The organism is Nocardia sp. NBC_01503, assembly GCF_036327755.1.
Lineage (GTDB): Bacteria > Actinomycetota > Actinomycetes > Mycobacteriales > Mycobacteriaceae > Nocardia.
Genome location: NZ_CP109596.1, coordinates 7,911,078 through 7,928,257, shown reverse-complemented (window position 1 = coordinate 7,928,257; position 17,180 = coordinate 7,911,078). Strand labels below are relative to the sequence as shown.

The following is a 17,180-nucleotide window of genomic DNA, read 5'->3' as shown; positions in this document are numbered from 1 at the left end:
CCCCGCGAACGGAGTGGTCTTTACAGGCGCGGCGCCCCCCTCGTCGAATGTGATAGTCACGAAATTACTCCCCTTCTTTCAGTGAAAATGTTTGCGCGTCGATGCACGAAATCGGTTCAGACCGTGCCGATTCCGGTGAAGCCCTGGACGGTGTACACCACACAGGTCTTCAGGGCCGACGGCGCGAAATGCTCGCGGAAGAACCCCCAGTTCTGTTCCTTCGCATCGTCCGAGGCAGAGAGCAGATAGGTCTGGATCTGCTTCGGGAAACGATCGGTGAAGAAACTCTTGGCCGGCAGCCATTCGACCCCGAATTTGGCTGCCTCCTCCCGCAAGACGTCTTCGGTGGCGATATTGGCGAAACCGCTACGCTGGTAAGGCAATACGTGATGCACCCGGTGCGAGCTGAGCCCCGCGGACAGGAAGCAGTCCACATACCGGTTGCCGATCACCTTGAGGTCATAGGCCTGTTCGATCTGATTGATGCCCCAGTCCTCGGTATCGACCTCGATCTCCTCGACCTCCTCCTCGAAGTCGTGGCTGGCCACCACCAGGAAGGTGCTGATCCACAGCGAGATCACGAATTGCAGTGCCCAGGCCCAGAAGTCGCCCATGATGATGAAGGCGATCAACTCGCCGAGCAGCAGGAAGCGCACGCCGAACGAGCCGATGAAGTGCGGCAGCGCTCCGCCCCAGGTGCCGTACATATCCTTGATGCCGACCTTGCGGGTCAGGCGGCAGACATCGAGCAAGCGGATGGTCATCCCGGTGACGGTGTGCCCGAACTTGTGGATGGTGTGGATCGGCATCCGGTAGAGCCGGGGGATGCGCGTCATCATGGTGAAGACGTTCTTCTTGATGTCGACTTCACTCTGGGTGTGCGGATGGTGCAGTAGGGCGTGGCCATCCGCGGTCACGAAAGCCAGTGCGACATAATTGAAGTCGAAGGCATTCGTGTAGATCTTGTTCATGCCCTTCTGGGCGCGGTGGATGGCGTAGTGTCCGAAACCGGCCAGCGAACTGCGCAGCAGCACCATGGCGATCACGAATACCGGCAGCGGCATCCAGCTGCGCTCGAACAGGCGCAGGCCCTGTACCGCGAAGTACGAAATCGCAAGCAGCGCAACGACGATATTGAAGGCCCGGTCCATCCGCTTGATGCGGGCGGCCAATTCGGGCTCCTTGAGCCGCTTCTTGACCTGGTGCAGCAGGTCGTCCTTATTGTCGAAGCGGTACTTGGGGGTATCGCGCCAGCTGTCGAAACCCTCGGTGAACAGGAAGTCCGGTGCGTTGGCCTTGGGGTGGATATCCTCGGGTAGCGCGACGCGATCGAGTGAGTAGCGCTCGATCAGCTTGCCGATTCCCTCCGGATTCTTGTGGTACGAACCGATAATCGAGGTGATGTCACGATTTTTCGTTCGCCCGATGAAGAACTCGCCGCCCGGATGCTTGGAAATCCAGTCGCTGAGGTCGTAGGCTTTGCCGTTGTAAACCCACACGTTTGAGATCGGAGGTGGGCCGTCCGGCGGAGGTTGACGGAGTTCCCGCTCCTCGATATCTGGGCGGTCGTCGGTCGTCATCTCATTCCTCCATGTCTGATCGGCTGCTGCTCGGCCGATCAGGTTCATCGCTGCCCCCGGAAAGCCATACGCACACACAGCGTTTGAGCGTTGTGTAGGTATCGTCCGTGCTGAGGCTTGCATTTCACTGAAAAACTTCTTAAGCGAGACGTGCGCTGCCAGCGTGTCGAGACGTTACTCGAGAGTCGCTCGGACGCAACCGGTCCGGGACCGCGGACGGCAGTCATCGCCGCCGTTCGCTTTCCCGGACCGGGGTGTAGCTCGATTGCCGATCTGGTGCCGCGGCTTAACCCGCGGGCTTGACCACGTTCACGGACTTGCCCCAACCCGAGAGGGTCAGGTTCACATTGCCGGAATCCTTGGTGACGATGGCGCGCACCAGGTTCGGGCCGGTGCCGGGCGAGGCCGCGGACGACGGCAGCGCCGAGGCCGAGGTGGTCGGCGGGGCGACATCGGCGATCCACAGGGTGATGGGCAGGACGCCGCCGGCCTGGCCGATACGCGGGACGACCGGGTCGATGACCGCGGTGTCGATGGTGCCGGTGACCTTCACGGTATTGACGCCGTTGATGGTCTCGCGGGACTCCACCTTCGGGTTCTGCACCTCGGCGATGACGTGCGCCAAGCCCTTGTCCTTGTCCAGGATTACGCCCGGATCGTAGATCTTCTCGGCGGGGCCGACGGGCGCGTACTTGGTGCCGTCACCGGCGTACAGGGTCTTGTCGACGACCAGGAACTTGGTCTCGGTCCAGTTCGGGTCGCCCTCCTTGACCTTGACCTTGGCCTCACCGACGGCCTGGCCGCTGCCCTGGGGCTGGTTGGTGATGTCGGCCTTGACGTAGTCGACCGGCAGGTTCTCCAGACCGGTGGCCTTGAGATCCAGGTGCACCGACTGCAGGGTCTGGGTGGTGCGCGAGCATTCGGCGACCAGCTGGCCGCCGTCGGGCAGCGGGCCGGTGGCGGGCGCCGCGGCCGAGGTGCTGGAGGAGCCGGAATCGGAAGAGGAGCAACCGGTGACGAGTGCGCCGAACAGGGCAGCAGCCGTGATGACGGCAGGGACGAGTGCCCGGCGTCGCCGGTGCACGGAGATTTCTTGTGGAATCGAGTCGAGCATGTACAACCCCCGAAGAGTTCGTGATCCGTGACGGACAGCTCGCGCTGCCCGCGTCGTAGTATGCAGCCTTCATTTGCACAGCGCGTGGTCGGCGCTACTCCGGCATCCAACCAGCACAGCGCTTGTGACGCTACGACTTTCCATCGCGAAAACGCCAAACATCGTTTACACGAAAAAGTTTCGTGCGGAAACAACAAATCAGCAACCGATTCGCTAACCATGGGTTAGCTGCGGCGTCCACCCGGTTTCCAAGTTGTCTGCGGTAAACGATGATTGGCAACCGTTGAGCAACGCTCACAGTGAATTCACAGCAGATCACGGCAAATCGGACCCAGGCCCTGCGTCGACCTCATCGTGCGATCGATCCGCGCGAGCCGGGGCTGAACGGACGAATTCGGCCCGCCCCGACCGTGACTGGTCGGGGCGGGCCGAATCGGTATGGGGGAGTGGCGGGTCAGTACACCGGGCCGGTGTACTTCTCGCCCGGCCCCGCGCCCGGAGCGTCGGGATGTGCCGACGCTTCGCGGAACGCGCGCTGCAGGGACTGCAGTCCGTCGCGGATCGGTCCGGCGTGCGGTCCGAGGTATTCCACCGATGCGGTGACCAGACCCGCGAGCGCGGTGATCACCCGGCGGGCCTCGTCCAGATCCAGATGCGGGCTGGCGGACGGATCGTCCTCGCCCAGGCCCAGCTTCTCCGCGGCCGAACTCATCAGCATGACGGCCGCGCGGCTGATAACCTCGACCGCCGGGATCTCGGCCAGCTCGCGCACGACCTCACCGTCGATGAGAGCCGACTCCTGTTCGTGTACTGACGCCTCGCTCATGCCTTAGATCTTGGCACCGACCGGGTTGCCGCTGGTCGAGGGGGCGGCCGATTCGGTTCTGCGGCGCGGGGCTGTTAGACTCTTCCGCGACGACCGTCCCGGTCTGATGCATGTTGTCAATCTTCATGTATTCAGCCAGGGCATCAAGTGGAGCCCGACTCCCACCGTCAGCCGGTCTCAGAACCAGGCGAACGGTTCCGGTCGCTCATCCTTTACCGGATGGGTATCTGTACGGGTTTGCCCTGTACAGGTGCGATGCGAGTTGTTTGCGTCGTAGATCGGTCGACTCGGGCCCCGTGTTGGAGAAATACCAACCCGGGGCTTTCGTGTTGAAATTGGGGTTGCAGTTATTGCTTGCGGTCGTTGACGAACCGCTTGACCTAGGAGGCCCCATCAGCACTGAGACTCGCATCAACGATCGCATCCGCGTACCCGAGGTCCGCCTCATCGGACCGGGTGGTGAGCAGGTCGGGATCGTGCGTGTTGAAGATGCACTACGCGTCGCCATGGAGGCCGACCTCGACCTGGTCGAGGTCGCACCGGACGCGCGTCCGCCGGTATGCAAGATCATGGACTACGGCAAGTTCAAGTACGAGACCGCGCAGAAGGCGCGTGAATCTCGGAAGAACCAGGTCCAGACCGTGATCAAGGAGCAGAAGCTCCGCCCGAAGATCGACGACCACGACTACGAGACCAAGAAGCGCAACGTAGTTCGCTTCCTCGAAGCAGGCTCGAAGGTCAAGGTCACGATCATGTTCCGTGGTCGTGAGCAGTCCCGGCCGGAACTCGGTTTCCGGCTGCTGCAGCGGCTGGCCTCCGACGTCGCCGATCTCGGTTTCGTCGAAACTTCGGCCAAGCAGGACGGCCGGAACATGACCATGGTCCTCGCACCCCACAAGGGCGCGAAGACGCGGGTGAAGGCGCAGAACGAAGCGAGCTCGACGCCGCAGCGCAGCAGTGCGCCCGCGGCAGCGGCTCCGGCCGAAGCGCCGGCCACCGACGTTGCGGCAGCTCCGGCTGAAGCACCGGCGGCCACCCCGCAGCAGTAATAACGATCAGGCTCCGGCGGCGCGCTCACGCGCGCCCCCGGGACGAGACAGATTAGAGGAATCCATGCCGAAGATGAAGAAGCACAGCGGTGCCTCGAAGCGATTCAAGGTGACCGGCTCGGGCAAGCTCCGTCGTGAGCAGGCCAACCGCCGCCACCTGCTCGAGCACAAGTCCTCGCGCCGGACTCGCCGTCTGGAAGGCACGGAGGCCGTCGCCACGGTTGACGTTCCCCGCATCAAGAAGCTGCTCGGCCTCTAAGCCGCACACAGCAACTCGCGTTCTCGAACGCCGACCCCGACCCACTCCGGGCGCAACCGCCGCGCCCGCCGAATCGATCAAGGACTGACAAGTGGCACGCGTCAAAAGGGCCGTAAACGCTCAGAAGAAGCGCCGTTCCGTACTCGAGGCCTCCAAGGGCTACCGTGGCCAGCGCTCGCGCCTGTACCGCAAGGCCAAGGAGCAGCAGCTCCACTCGCTGACCTACGCGTACCGGGACCGCAAGGCGCGCAAGGGTGACTTCCGCAAGCTGTGGATCGCTCGTATCAACGCCGCCGCGCGTCTGAACGACATCACCTACAACCGCTTCGTCCAGGGCCTCAAGCTCGCGGGCGTCGAGGTTGACCGCAAGATCCTGGCCGAGCTGGCCGTCTCCGACGCCGATGCCTTCGCCGGCCTCGTGGCCGTCGCCAAGGCCGCGCTGCCGGCCGACGTCAACGCCCCGGCTGCCTGAGCTCCGGCTGCGTGACAACACAGCACAATTCGGAACGACCCGTGGAAGCGCTCTCCGAGCGCAATCCGCGGGTCGTTTCCGCTGTCAAGCTGCATCGCGCGCCGGTGCGGCGCAAGAGCGGACTGTTCCTGGCCGAGGGCGCGAACTCCGTGGAGTCGGCCCTGGAGACCGGCCGGGTCGAGGAGCTGTTCTTCTCACTCAAAGCCGCCAACCGCGAGCATGAGTTGGTTGCCGGTGCCGCCGCTATGGGCGTGCGCACCACGCTGGTGAGTGAACGTGCCGCGGAGGCGTTGGGGGAGACCGTGACTCCGCCCGGACTGGTCGCGGTCTGCCGTCAGGTCGATGTGCCGCTGACCGATATCCTGGCCACCACGCCGAGCCTGCTCGCCGTCCCGGTCGGCATGTCCGACCCCGGCAACGCGGGCACCCTGATTCGGGTCGCCGACGCGGTGGGCGCGAATGGTGTGGTGCTGGCCGGTGATTCGGTGGACCCGCACAACGGCAAATGCGTACGCGCAAGCGCCGGAAGCGTTTTCCATCTGCCTATCGCGCGTGAGCGTGATGCCGATCAGGTGCTGACCGCGCTGGAGTCGGCGGGCATCACCATCCTGGCCACCACCGCCAAGGGCGAAGTCGACCTCGACGAGGCCGATGACATCCTGCGCGGCCCCGTAGCCTGGCTCTTCGGCAACGAGGCACACGGCCTGGACCGCGCCGTCGCGGACCGTGCCACCCACCGGCTGCGGATTCCCATCCACGGCCGCGCCGAAAGCCTGAATCTGGCTGCGGCGGCATCGATCTGCCTCTACGCGAGCGCCCGCGTCCAACACGCCGCGCGCTGACCTTCAGCGCTGTCACACCCTGTGTCATAACGGCACGCCCGCCATAGCGGGTGTGCCGTTTGTGTACGGGGTGTGCCAGCTACCGGGAGCCGATGGTGCGGTTGCGACCGGAGGGCCTGCCGCGATTCGGTGTGCTGGGAGGTTGCCCTTACTCTTACCCGGTGACTTCGCCCAGCACCCTGCGCTCCGGTGCGCTCTCCCTGGCATCCAGTGTGGTGATCGGGGTGGCCTCGGCCGGGCCCGCGTACAGCATTACCGCCACCCTCGGTCTGGTGGTCGCGGCCGTCGGTCTGCAATCGCCGATCATCGTGCTGCTGGCATTCGTGCCGATGCTGCTCGTCGCCATCGGATATCGGGATCTCAATGCGGTGGAACCGGATCCGGGCACCACCTTCGTGTGGGCGACGCGCGCGTTCGGACCGTTCACCGGATGGATGTCGGGCTGGGCGATCGTGGTGTCGGATCTGCTGGTGATGGCGAGTCTGGCGCAGATCAGTTCGCAGTACACCTTCCATCTGTTCGGCGCGCACGGGATCGGATCCGATGCCACCAATGTGTGGGTGCTGTTGCTGGGCGTTGTCTATCTGGTCGTGATGACCTTGATCGCGGTGTACGGGATCGATGTGTCGGCGCGGCTGCAATCCTGGTTGCTGACGGTCGAATTCGGCATGCTGGTGGTCTTCTCCATCGTGGCGCTGACCCGCGTGGTCATCGGGAACGCGCCGGAGGGTGCGCACTTACCGGAGTGGTCGTGGTTCAACCCGTTCGAGATCGGGTCGTTCTCGGACTTCGTCACCGCCATGCTGCTCATGGTCTTCATCTACTGGGGCTGGGATTCGGCGGTCGCGGTGAATCAGGAGACCGTCGATCCGCGGCATACGCCGGGGCGCGCCGCGGTGCTCTCGACCATCACCCTCGTCGCGCTCTATCTACTGGTGACGGTGGCCGGTCAGGCGTTCGTCGGCGCCGGTACCGAGGGGCTGGGGCTGGCCAATCCCGATCATGTCGACGATGTGCTGGGTGCGCTGGGCAATGCCGTCTTCGGCGCCGGACCGGTGGGTACCGTGCTGGTGCATCTGCTGTTCCTGATGGTGCTCACCTCGGCGGCGGCCTCCACCCAGACCACGATTCTGCCCACCGCGCGCGCCACCTATTCGATGGCGCTGCATCACGCGCTACCCGAGGCGTTCGGGCGGATTCATCCGCGCTTCCGTACCCCGGTCTTCTCGACCATCGTCTTCGGCGCGGTATCGGTGGTGCTGTATGTGGGGCTCAACTTCGCCTCGGGCGGACGGCTCATCGCCGAGGCGGTGACGGCGATCGGCATCTCTATCGGTCTCTACTACGGGCTCACCGGGCTGAGCTGCGCCTGGCTGTACCGCGATCAATTCGCCGCCAGCTCCAGGACGCTGATCATGAAGGGCATCATGCCCGCGCTGGGCGGCTTCGCACTCCTGTTCGCGGCGGCCTGGACGGCGGTGACCTCCTGGTTCAGCGCCATCTTCGTGCTGGGCGTTGGCACACTGCTGGTCGGAATTCCGATCTATCTGGTGCTGGCACGCATGATGCCGCCGTTCTTCCGCGGTGAGGTGCTGGCGCGGCAGTTGCCCGAGCCGACCGAGCGAATCATCGAGGCCGACGCGCCAGCGGCGCAGGCGCACGGCTGAGCAGCTCAGAGTTCGGCGTCGAAACAGGTGAGAATCTCTGTGGCCCAAGGGGTTTCGACGGCATCCGGGCCGACCACCTGCATGGCGGCCATATCGGTGAGCAGCATGCCGGTGGCGACGAAGGTCCCGGCCTCGCTCGCCGACGCGCCGGTCAGATCGCGCACCAGCTGGTAGATCTCGCCGAAGCGGGCGCGCATGATCGGGCCGATCGCGGGATCGCCGCTGGCCGCGAAGCCGTGCAGCAGGACCCGCGGTAGATCGCGTTCGGTGAGCAGCACCTTGTATGCCTCGCCGAGGTACTCCAGGGCCTCCTCGACGCTCGCGCCAGGTGGAATCTGTTCGGCGGCGGTCCGGAAGAGCTCCTCGATGCGATCGCAGACCAGGCGCAGCGCGGCCAGGAACAGCTGTTGTTTGGTGCCGAAGAGCCGGATCACATACGGCTGCGAGACCCCGGCGCGGCGCGCGATCTCATCGGTTTTGGTTGCGGCATAACCGGATTCGGCGAAGGCGGTGACGGCGGCGGCGAGTACCTGCTCGCCGCGTTCGCTCGCGGTCATGCGTGTCCTCGTCATGGCTGTCTGCCTCCTCGGTAGCGGTTTTCCGATGTCTCATTGACATGTTATCAGTCAATGCATACTCTCGAGTTATCAGTCGATAACAACTAGGGACCGGACATGACTGAAATACTCGATAACCCCGCATCACAGCCGGTTTCCGGCCCGCGCACGCCCCCGCTGTGGGCCGTGCTGGTGGCCGTCGGCATCCCCATGTTCATGGTCACGCTCGACAATCTCGTCGTGACCAACGCCCTGCCGGTCATTCGCACCGAGCTCAATGCCTCGCTCAGCGATCTGCAGTGGTTCATCAACGCCTACACGCTGTCCTTCGCCTCCCTGCTGCTCACCGCCTCGGCGCTGGGTGACCGGCTGGGGCGGCGGCGGCTGTTCCTGATCGGGATCGCGGTCTTCACCGCCGCCTCCGCGGCCTGCGCCATGGCCACCGAGCCGTGGATGCTGATCCTGTTCCGGGCGATTCAGGGCTTCGGCGGGGCCGCGGTCATGCCGCTCTCGCTCACCCTGCTCTCGGCGCATGTGCCGGAGAAGATGCGCAGTGCCGCCATCGGAATCTGGGGCGGCATAACGGGTCTCGGTGTGGCGCTCGGCCCGGTGGTCGGCGGCGCGGTGGTGGACGGGCTGAGCTGGCAGTGGATCTTCTGGCTCAATGTCCCCGTCGGCATACTGGCGCTCCCGTTCGTGGCCCGCGTGCTCGGTGAATCCTTCGGTGGTGCACGGCGTTTGGATGTAGTCGGCCTGCTGCTCTCCGCCGGTGGCGTACTCGCGGTGGTGTGGGGCGTCATTCACGGTGCGGACGACGGCTGGACCTCGGCCCCCGTGCTGACCGGAATGCTCGGTGGCGCTGCGCTTCTCGCCGCGTTCATCGTCTGGGAGCTGCGGGTCGCCGAACCCATGCTGCCGCTGCGGCTGTTCCGTTCCCGTGGCTTCAGCGCCATCAATGCCGTGAACTTCGCCTTCTCGCTCGGCGTCTTCGGCTCGATCTTCCTGCTGTCGCAGTACTTCCAGGTGGTGCAGGGCTATACGCCGCTGGAGTCGGGTATTCGCACGATGCCGTGGACCATGGCCCCGATGGTGGTCGCCCCGCTCGCCGGGCTCATCGTCGACAAGGTCGGCCCCCGGGTCCTGGTGGTCACCGGCCAGATCTTCCTGGCCTCGGCGCTGGGCTGGATGGCCCTGATCGCCGATGTCGGCACCTCATACGGTTCGTTCGTGCTGCCGTTCATCCTCGGCGGCGTCGGCATGGGCCTGACCTTCGCCCCCGCCTCGACCGTGGTCATGGCCAGCGCCTCGGCGCAGGATCAGGGCATGGCCTCGGGTACCAGCAGCACCGTCCGTGAGGTCGGCGTCGCCATGGGCGTGGCGGTCCTGGCCTCGGTCTTCGCCTCGCACGGCGGTTACGGCACCCCGCAGACCTATGTCGACGGCCTGGCCCCCGCGGTCGCGGTCGGCGCGGTCATCGTCGCGGTCGGCGCGCTCATCGCCATCCTGATCCCCGCCCGCAAGACCATCGCGACCGTAACCGCCGGCCGCGCGGTCGAATTCGCGCACTGATCGATCAACCGACCGAACTCTCGGAGACCATCATGTTCGAGACTCTGCTCCTGCTCCTCGTCCCGACCCTGCTGTTCCGACTGCTCGGCGCGCTCGGCGCCACTCGCTTCGCCACCTGGCGAGTGGCGGCCGCGCACGGCCTGGCCTTCATGCTCCTGCTCACCGGCGCTTCGCATTTCGCGCCGGAGAGCGTGACTTTCATGCCCACCCACTCCGATTCGCTGCATATGCTCCCGTCCTGGATTCCCTTCCCGGACTTCACCATCTACCTGACCGGCGCACTGGAGTGGCTGGGCGCGCTCGGTCTGATCATCACCGCGACTCGCATGTGGGCGGGCACCGCCCTGGCCCTGCTGTTCGTGGTCATGCTGCCCGCCAATATCTATGCGGCGCTGAACAATATCGAGTTCGACGGCGCCGCGCCCACCCCGCTCTGGTTCCGCGTACCCGAACAACTGGTCTACATCGGCGTAGCCCTCTTCGCGGCCTTCGGCAGTGTCGCCGTCCGCCGCACCCTGATCCGTCCGCGCGTCGGAAGCCCGTCGCCACAGCTGTAGCCGTGCCTCCGCGAGCCCCTCTGCACCCCCGCCGATCCGTTATCGGCGGGGGTGAACTCGTGCCCGGGCCACACCGTAACCAGGGTGAAGGCGATTGGAGCGCGCATGAAAAACGGTGCCGCGGTGCGGCTGTACCTGAGAATCTTTCTGCTGACCGGCATCCCGTTCGGTGTCGTGATCGGACTCTACGATTCGATCACCTTCGCGGGCGGTACCGCCGCGATACTCGGCGGCGTGGTCACCGGCGCGATCTTCGGCGCACTCAGCGCGGGCTTCGGTGGCACCGGGCAATTGCGTGCGGCGCGCGCAGCCGTCTACACCGACGCGACCGATCTGCGATTGCCGCAGAGCGCGCGGATTCGCGTGGAACGCCCCGCGCCGCAGGCATATGCCCTCGCGCAGCAGGTGCTCCGCGCCCTCCCGGCGCGTATCACCGCCGAGGACGCGGTGCTCGGCAGGATCACCGCGCAAACCGGTATCACCTGGCAGAGCTTCGGCGAGAACATCGCCATCGCAATCGAATCCGATGGAGCGGACGCCGCCGAAGTGCTGGTCGAGGGTCGCCCTCGACTGCGCTTCACCGCCGTCGACTACGGCCTGGGCCGTCAACGCGTGGAGCGCATCGCCGCCAACCTCACCGATCTTGCCGCGCGCGGGCGCGCTCGACCTCGTTGATGTGCTGTTCGGTCCAGTTACGCAGGGCCGCAATGGGTTCGGCGAGGCTGTGACCCAGTTCGGTGAGTTCGTACTCGACCCGGGGCGGAATGGTGGGATGCACCGTGCGGGTCAGGAATCCGTCGGCCTCCAGGCTGCGCAGGGTTTGGGTGAGCATTTTCTGGGAGACGCCGCCGATGCGGCGGGACAGATCGGTATAGCGCATGGTGCCGTCCTGGCGCAGGGCGTCGATGATCAGGACCGTCCATTTGCCCGCGATGTGGTCGAGCACCTGGCGGGTGGGACATTTGGCGGAGTAGACGTCGGCGGGGAGGCCGGAGGATTCGACGAGCGGTATCACCTGAAGGAGAGTAGCGCACTAATTAGTGCCTACTTCACTGTAGAGAGTCACTCTCCGATAGTTAGTGGCATGAACACGATCTCAGTCGCCGAAGCCATCCGCACTCGCCGTACCGTTCGGCACTACCGCCCCGATCCGGTCGCCGCCGCCGATCTCGACACCCTTCTCGCACTCGCCATGGAGGCTCCGACCAGCTGGAATCTGCAGGACCGCAGCATTGTGGTGATCACCGATCAGGCGGGCCGGGACGGGCTGGCATGGGCCACGGGCGGGCAGCCGCAGCCGCAGGAGGCTCCGGTCATGCTGGTCTTCGTCGCGGAAACCCAAGCGTGGCAGGAGGATCGGGCCGATGTGTACGAGCAGGCTCGTCGCAATCACGCGTGGAGCGAGGAGTTCATCATCGGTTTCGCCGCCGCCTCGCGGGAATTCCAGCGGAGCCTGGCCGGCCGCGGGCTGCTGCGGGAGTACGCGGTGAAGGACGCCATGATCGCCGCGAGCTTCACCATGCTGGCCGCCACCGAACTCGGTTTGGCGACTTCGCCCATGAACGGCTGGGATGAGGACAAGGTGAAGAAGGTCATCGGTATCGAGGATCGACCGGACCTGTCCATCGCCCTGCTCATGTCCATCGGCTATGCCGCCGAGGAGCGGATTCACCCCGGTCGCCGGAGCGTAGCGCGCACGGTATTCCGCGAGACCTACCCCGCCGCGTGAGCGGCGAAGGTGGCGCGCACCACGCCGACGCGGTGCGCGCTGCCTGCGGGAAAAGCACGTGAACCGGGCTGAGTACAAGGCTTACGATTCGACCAGCAAGAATGGGGGAGGCAATCCGCCCGACCCGTACCAGCCAGGGGAGAGACGAAGCATCGTGGCCGACGATATCGACCGTGCCGAGCAGTCCGCGGCACTGACCGAGGAATCCCTCGCAGCCGCCGCCGAAGCCGCTGAGAAGGCGTTCGCCGCTGCCGCCGATCTGGACGCCCTGGCGAGCGCGAAAACCGAGTACATGGGCGGTAAGTCGCCGATCGCTCTCGCCCAGCGCTCCCTGGGCTCGCTGCCCAAGGAGGAGAAGTCCGAGGCGGGTAAGCGCGTGAATGTGGCGCGCCAGCGCGTCACCGCCGCCTTCGAGGCGCGCAATGCCGTCCTGCTCGCCGAGCGCGATGCCGCGGTGCTGGTGGCCGAGGCCATCGATGTCACCCTGCCCGCGCGCCGGGCCGCGGTCGGCGCGCGCCACCCCATCAACGCGCTGTCCGAGCGCGTCGGCGATGTTTTCGTGGCCATGGGCTGGGAGATCGCCGAGGGTCCCGAGGTCGAGACCGAGCACTTCAATTTCGACGCCCTGAACTTCCTGCCCGATCATCCGGCGCGCACCATGCAGGACACCTTCCATATCGCGCCGGAGGGTTCGCGGCAGGTGCTGCGCACGCACACCTCACCGGTTCAGGTGCGCTCCATGCTCTCTCGTGAGCTGCCCATCTATGTGGTGTGCCCGGGTCGCACGTTCCGCACCGATGAGCTCGACGCCACGCACACCCCGGTGTTCTCGCAGGTGGAGGGTCTGGCCATCGATAAGGGCCTGACCATGGCGCACCTGAAGGGCACCCTGGACCATTTCGCGCGGGCGCTGTTCGGACCGAACACCACCACGCGGATGCGGCCCAGCTTCTTCCCCTTCACCGAGCCCTCGGCCGAGGTCGATGTCTGGTTCGAGGACAAGAAGGGCGGGCCGGGCTGGGTCGAGTGGGGCGGCTGCGGCATGGTCAATCCGAAGGTGCTCATCGCCAGCGGTATCGACCCCGAGGTGTACAGCGGTTTCGCCTTCGGTATGGGCCTGGAGCGGACTCTGCAGTTCCGCAACGGCCTGCCCGATATGCGCGACATCGTCGAGGGTGACGTGCGTTTCACGCTGCCCTTCGGCATCCAAGCCTGACCCGACCACCCCTTAAACAAGGAAGCGAAACGTCAAGTGCGAGTAGCGCAGTCCTGGCTGACGGAAATCCTGCAGCGCACCACCCCCGGGTGGTCGGTGACGCCGGAGGAGCTCGACGCGGGGTTCGTCCGGGTCGGCCTGGAGGTCGAAGAGGTCGATCGGCTCCAGCGGGTGACCGGTGATATCGAGCATCCGCTGGTGGTCGGCCGCGTCGCCGAGATCACCGAGCTGACCGAGTTCAAGAAGCCGATCCGCTTCTGCAAGGTCGAGATCGGGCTGGGCGGGTCCGGGGGCGATCAAACACAGCTGCAGGAGATCGTCTGCGGCGCACGGAATTTCGCCGTCGGTGATCTCGTGGTCGTGGTGCTGCCCGGTGGTGAACTGCCCGGCGGTTTCAAGATCGCCTCGCGAAAGACCTACGGGCACACCTCCAATGGCATGATCTGCTCGGTCGCCGAACTGGCGATCGGCAAGGACCACAATGGGATCCTGGTGCTGGAGCCCGGCACCGCCGAACCCGGCGCGGACGCCAATGAGCTGCTCGGACTTGACGATACGGTCATCGAGCTGGCCATCACCCCGGACCGCGGCTACGCCTTCTCGGCGCGCGGGCTGGCGCGTGAACTCGCCTGCGGCTTCGACCTGGAATATCAGGATCCGGCCGTGCGACTGCTGCCCGACGCCGACGTCGAGGCGTGGCCGGTGCGCCTGGAACCCGAATCCCTGTGCACCCGTTTCGCGGTCCGCCGGGTCACCGGGGTCGATCCGAAGGCCATGAGCCCGTGGTGGTTGCAGCGCCGACTGTTGCTCTCGGGTGTGCGCCCGATCTCCCCGGCCGTGGACGTCACCAACTACGTGATGCTCGAACTGGGTCAGCCGCTGCACGCCTTCGACGCCGCCAAGGTGTCGGGCGGGCTGGTGGTGCGCCGCGCCAACAAGGGCGAGACGCTGCGCACCCTCGACGAGGTCGAGCGCACCCTCGACGCGGAAGACGTGGTGATCGCCGATGATTCCGGCGTCATCTCCCTCGCGGGCATCATGGGCGGTGCGAGCACCGAGGTCGGCGAGGAATCCACCGACATCATTCTCGAGGCCGCCACCTGGAACCCGATCGCCGTGGCCCGCACCGCGCGCCGGCACAAGCTGGGCTCCGAGGCCAGCCGTCGCTTCGAGCGCATCGTCGATCCCGAGGTGAACCTGGCCGCACTGGATCGCGCCGCCACACTGCTGGCCGAAATCGCCGGTGGCACGGTCGAATCCGTGCTCACCGATGTGCGCGTCCCGGTTCCGGCCGTCGCGCCGATCGCCATGAATATCGATCAGGCCGATCGCATCGCGGGAGTCCATTACGCGCCGGGTGCTTCCACCCGTCGTTTGCAGCAGGTCGGCTGCACCGTCGAGGTCGGCGTCAGCGAGGCCGGACACGGTCAGCTGATCGTCACCCCGCCGACCTGGCGGCCCGACCTGACCCAGCCCGCCGATCTGGTCGAGGAGGTGCTGCGCCTGGAGGGTCTGGACAAGATTCCGTCCGTGCTGCCCACCGCTCCGGCCGGTCGCGGTCTGACCGCCGAGCAGAAGCGCCGTCGTGCGATCAGCAAGGCCCTCGCATTCGAAGGTTGTGTCGAGGTGCCGACGCCGGTCTTCATGGCCCGCGACGTCTTCGACGTCTGGGGTCTGGACGCCGACGATCCGCGCCGCAACACCATGCGCGTGCTGAACCCGCTCGACGCCGACCGCCCGGAGCTGGCCTCCACCCTGCTGCCCGGTCTGCTGGAAGTGGCCGCGCGCAATATCTCTCGCGGTGAACGCGATCTCGCCATCTACGGCATCGCCCAGGTGGTGCGCCGCACCGAGCAGACCGGCCCGGTCGGCCCGCTGCCGGTGGATCGCCGCCCCACCGAGGACGAGATCAACGTCCTGCTGCGCTCGCTGCCCGAGCAGCCGGTGCATGTGGCCGCCGTGCTGACCGGTAAGCGTGAACCGCGCGGACCGCACGGCCAGGGTCGCCCGGTCGAGGCCGCCGACGCCTTCGCCCTGGTCGACGTGGTCGCCGAGACCACCGGTCTGGTCATCGAGCGGCGTGCGACGGCGTACCTGCCGTGGCATCCGGGCCGCTGCGCCGAACTGCTGGTGGACGGCACCGTCGTCGGTCACGCCGGTGAACTGCACCCCGCGGTCCTCGAGCGCTCGGGTCTGCCCCCGCGCACCTGCGCCGTGGTCATCAACCTGGACGCCCTGCCCCTGCACGAAAACCGTCCCGCCCCCGTGGTTTCCGCCTTCCCGGCGGTGCTCCAGGACGTCTCGGTGAGCGTGGACAAGGCCGTTCCGGCGGCTTCGGTGGAATCCGCATTGCGCACCGGCGCGGGCGAACTCCTGGAAAAGATCTCACTCTTCGACGTCTACGAGGGCGCACAGGCCGGTGAGGGCCGCAAATCCCTCACCTATGCCCTGCGTTTCCGTGCCACCGACCGCACCCTCACCGAGGATGAGGCCAGCGCGGCCCGCGACTCGGCGGTGGCTGCGGCGGCGGACGCGGTGGGAGCGGTTCTGCGCGGCTGATAGCTAGCTAGCATGCATGTCAGCTAGCTAGTTTGCTAGCACGCTAGGAGAGTCTCACGTAGCATGAGTGAATCACCTTGGTGATGGCTGAGAGGATGGAGCGCTGCTGTAACAGCGCCCCACCCGAATGGGCTACCTAGCCCGACTGATCAGTCGGATCAGGCACAGGACCCCGGCGACTGCGGCAGCGGCTACAGCAACCCATGCCCAGTTGTTCGGGGTTTCCTGCTTCTTCAGGGAGTGTTTCCCCATTCCCATCACCTCCTCCCTGGTGGGGCGACGAGGACCAGGCCAAGTCGCCACCCCCCTCGGGATGAGGTGCCATCACCATACTGGCTGGCAGGATTGCTGCGGGTTGCTTTGGCGGGGCGGGTTTTTCACTACCTTGCGGTCGGGTAAGAAGGGTGTATGCGGCATCCGGCGGAGACGATTCTCAATGTGCTGACCTACGTTCCGGGGGATCGGCGGGTGTATGCGACTCCGGAACAGTTCGGGGTGCCGTTCGAAGATCTGTCGTTGCGGACGGCGGACGGGGAGAGTATTAACGCCTGGTTTGTGCGGGCCGTGGGGAAACCGTTGGGGCACATACTGTTCGCACACGGGAATGGCGGGAATATCGGTGATCGGTCGCCGGTGCTGGCTTTGCTGGCGGCCGCCGGATTCGATGTGCTGATCTTCGATTATCGGGGGTACGGGGGTAGTAGCGGTCGGCCCAGCGAGCGGGGTACCTACCTGGATGCGCGAGCAGCGCGGGAGGCGCTGCTCACGCAATCCGGGGTGGAGCCGGAACGTGTTGTGTACCTTGGCAAATCGCTCGGCGGGGGAGTCATGCTGGAGTTGGCGAATGCTCATCCGCCCGCCGCGCTGATACTCATGTCGACGTTCACGGGATTGCGTGATGCGGCGCGGGCGGTGTACCCGTTCTTGCCGAAGATGTTCGTGCCCGACGCCTATCCGAGTGTGCGGCGGATTCGGGGGCTGCGGAGTCCGGTGCTGATCATGCACGGGGATGCCGATGAACTACTGCCGGTGCGGATGGGGCGCGAATTGTTCGCGGCGGCTCCGGAGCCCAAGGAATTGGTGATCTATCCGGGCGGTGCGCACAACGATATTGTGCTGAAACCGGGGTGGGCGAATACGGTGGCGGACTGGGCGGTGAAGGTATTGCCTACTGCGCGTTAGGG

17 protein-coding genes are annotated in these 17,180 nt (G+C 65.8%); 12 read left to right on the top strand and 5 right to left on the bottom strand.

Going from position 1 to position 17,180, the window contains the following annotated elements; translation table 11 throughout:
- Positions 1 to 116 precede the first annotated feature (116 nt).
- The 3 genes from OHB26_RS36625 to OHB26_RS36615 form a co-directional block, all read right to left on the bottom strand.
- Positions 117 to 1,580 (bottom strand): fatty acid desaturase, encoded by a 1,464-nt coding sequence (locus OHB26_RS36625; RefSeq protein WP_330181815.1) that lies wholly within the window; start codon positions 1,578 to 1,580, stop codon positions 117 to 119.
- A gap of 286 nt (positions 1,581 to 1,866) precedes the next feature.
- Positions 1,867 to 2,694, bottom strand: a complete 828-nt coding sequence (locus OHB26_RS36620) for an LppX_LprAFG lipoprotein (RefSeq protein ID WP_330181814.1) — start codon at positions 2,692 to 2,694, stop codon at positions 1,867 to 1,869.
- 454 nt (positions 2,695 to 3,148) lie between these two features.
- Positions 3,149 to 3,520, bottom strand: coding sequence for a DUF1844 domain-containing protein (locus OHB26_RS36615; RefSeq protein WP_330181813.1), 372 nt, complete (start codon positions 3,518 to 3,520; stop codon positions 3,149 to 3,151).
- 341 nt (positions 3,521 to 3,861) lie between these two features.
- Here OHB26_RS36615 and infC point away from each other — a divergent pair, with 341 nt between their 5' ends.
- From infC to OHB26_RS36590, 5 genes are all read left to right on the top strand, one after another.
- Positions 3,862 to 4,569 carry a translation initiation factor IF-3 gene (gene infC, locus OHB26_RS36610; protein ID WP_330185894.1) on the top strand — a complete coding sequence of 236 codons (708 nt, stop codon included), beginning with the start codon at positions 3,862 to 3,864 and terminating at the stop codon, positions 4,567 to 4,569.
- A gap of 64 nt (positions 4,570 to 4,633) precedes the next feature.
- The gene (gene rpmI / locus OHB26_RS36605; RefSeq protein WP_330181812.1) at positions 4,634 to 4,828 is read left to right on the top strand and encodes a 50S ribosomal protein L35; all 195 of its coding nucleotides are present in this window, start codon (positions 4,634 to 4,636) and stop codon (positions 4,826 to 4,828) included.
- 91 nt (positions 4,829 to 4,919) lie between these two features.
- Entirely contained in the window at positions 4,920 to 5,300 is a 381-nt protein-coding gene (rplT, locus tag OHB26_RS36600) for a 50S ribosomal protein L20 (protein ID WP_067570932.1), read from the top strand.
- A 41-nt stretch (positions 5,301 to 5,341) separates the two neighbouring features.
- Positions 5,342 to 6,142, top strand: coding sequence for a TrmH family RNA methyltransferase (locus tag OHB26_RS36595; protein ID WP_330181811.1), 801 nt, complete (start codon positions 5,342 to 5,344; stop codon positions 6,140 to 6,142).
- Between the two features lie 161 nt (positions 6,143 to 6,303).
- Entirely contained in the window at positions 6,304 to 7,809 is a 1,506-nt protein-coding gene (locus tag OHB26_RS36590; protein WP_330181810.1) for an APC family permease, read from the top strand.
- 5 nt (positions 7,810 to 7,814) lie between these two features.
- On the opposite strand, the gene OHB26_RS36585 is transcribed toward OHB26_RS36590, so the two are convergent.
- Complete coding sequence (locus OHB26_RS36585; RefSeq protein ID WP_330181809.1) at positions 7,815 to 8,381, bottom strand: TetR/AcrR family transcriptional regulator; 567 nt, start codon at positions 8,379 to 8,381, stop codon at positions 7,815 to 7,817.
- A gap of 102 nt (positions 8,382 to 8,483) precedes the next feature.
- On the opposite strand from OHB26_RS36585, the gene OHB26_RS36580 reads away from it, so the two are divergent.
- From OHB26_RS36580 to OHB26_RS36570, 3 genes are all read left to right on the top strand, one after another.
- Positions 8,484 to 9,935: an MFS transporter gene (locus OHB26_RS36580; RefSeq protein ID WP_330181808.1), complete on the top strand. Its 1,452-nt coding sequence runs from the start codon at positions 8,484 to 8,486 to the stop codon at positions 9,933 to 9,935.
- Between the two features lie 32 nt (positions 9,936 to 9,967).
- Positions 9,968 to 10,492 carry a DoxX family protein gene (locus OHB26_RS36575; protein ID WP_330181807.1) on the top strand — a complete coding sequence of 175 codons (525 nt, stop codon included), beginning with the start codon at positions 9,968 to 9,970 and terminating at the stop codon, positions 10,490 to 10,492.
- 105 nt (positions 10,493 to 10,597) lie between these two features.
- Positions 10,598 to 11,167, top strand: a complete 570-nt coding sequence (locus OHB26_RS36570; RefSeq protein WP_330181806.1) for a hypothetical protein — start codon at positions 10,598 to 10,600, stop codon at positions 11,165 to 11,167.
- Here the strand turns inward: OHB26_RS36570 and OHB26_RS36565 are convergent.
- Entirely contained in the window at positions 11,127 to 11,507 is a 381-nt protein-coding gene (locus tag OHB26_RS36565) for a winged helix-turn-helix transcriptional regulator (protein WP_330181805.1), read from the bottom strand. The two genes, OHB26_RS36570 and OHB26_RS36565, sit on opposite strands and share 41 nt — an antisense overlap.
- A 69-nt stretch (positions 11,508 to 11,576) precedes the next feature.
- Here OHB26_RS36565 and OHB26_RS36560 point away from each other — a divergent pair, with 69 nt between their 5' ends.
- The 4 genes from OHB26_RS36560 to OHB26_RS36545 all read left to right on the top strand — a co-directional run bounded on the left by OHB26_RS36560 (position 11,577) and on the right by OHB26_RS36545 (position 17,178).
- A complete protein-coding gene (locus tag OHB26_RS36560; protein WP_330181804.1) occupies positions 11,577 to 12,221 on the top strand; it encodes a nitroreductase family protein in 645 nt (214 codons plus the stop codon).
- A gap of 154 nt (positions 12,222 to 12,375) precedes the next feature.
- On the top strand, positions 12,376 to 13,437 hold the full coding sequence (gene pheS, locus OHB26_RS36555) for a phenylalanine--tRNA ligase subunit alpha (RefSeq protein WP_330181803.1): 1,062 nt from the start codon (positions 12,376 to 12,378) through the stop codon (positions 13,435 to 13,437).
- Positions 13,438 to 13,473: 36 nt separating this feature from the next.
- On the top strand, positions 13,474 to 15,996 hold the full coding sequence (gene pheT / locus OHB26_RS36550) for a phenylalanine--tRNA ligase subunit beta (protein WP_330181802.1): 2,523 nt from the start codon (positions 13,474 to 13,476) through the stop codon (positions 15,994 to 15,996).
- 408 nt (positions 15,997 to 16,404) lie between these two features.
- Positions 16,405 to 17,178 carry an alpha/beta hydrolase gene (locus OHB26_RS36545; protein ID WP_330181801.1) on the top strand — a complete coding sequence of 258 codons (774 nt, stop codon included), beginning with the start codon at positions 16,405 to 16,407 and terminating at the stop codon, positions 17,176 to 17,178.
- The last annotated feature ends 2 nt before the right edge of the window (positions 17,179 to 17,180 follow it).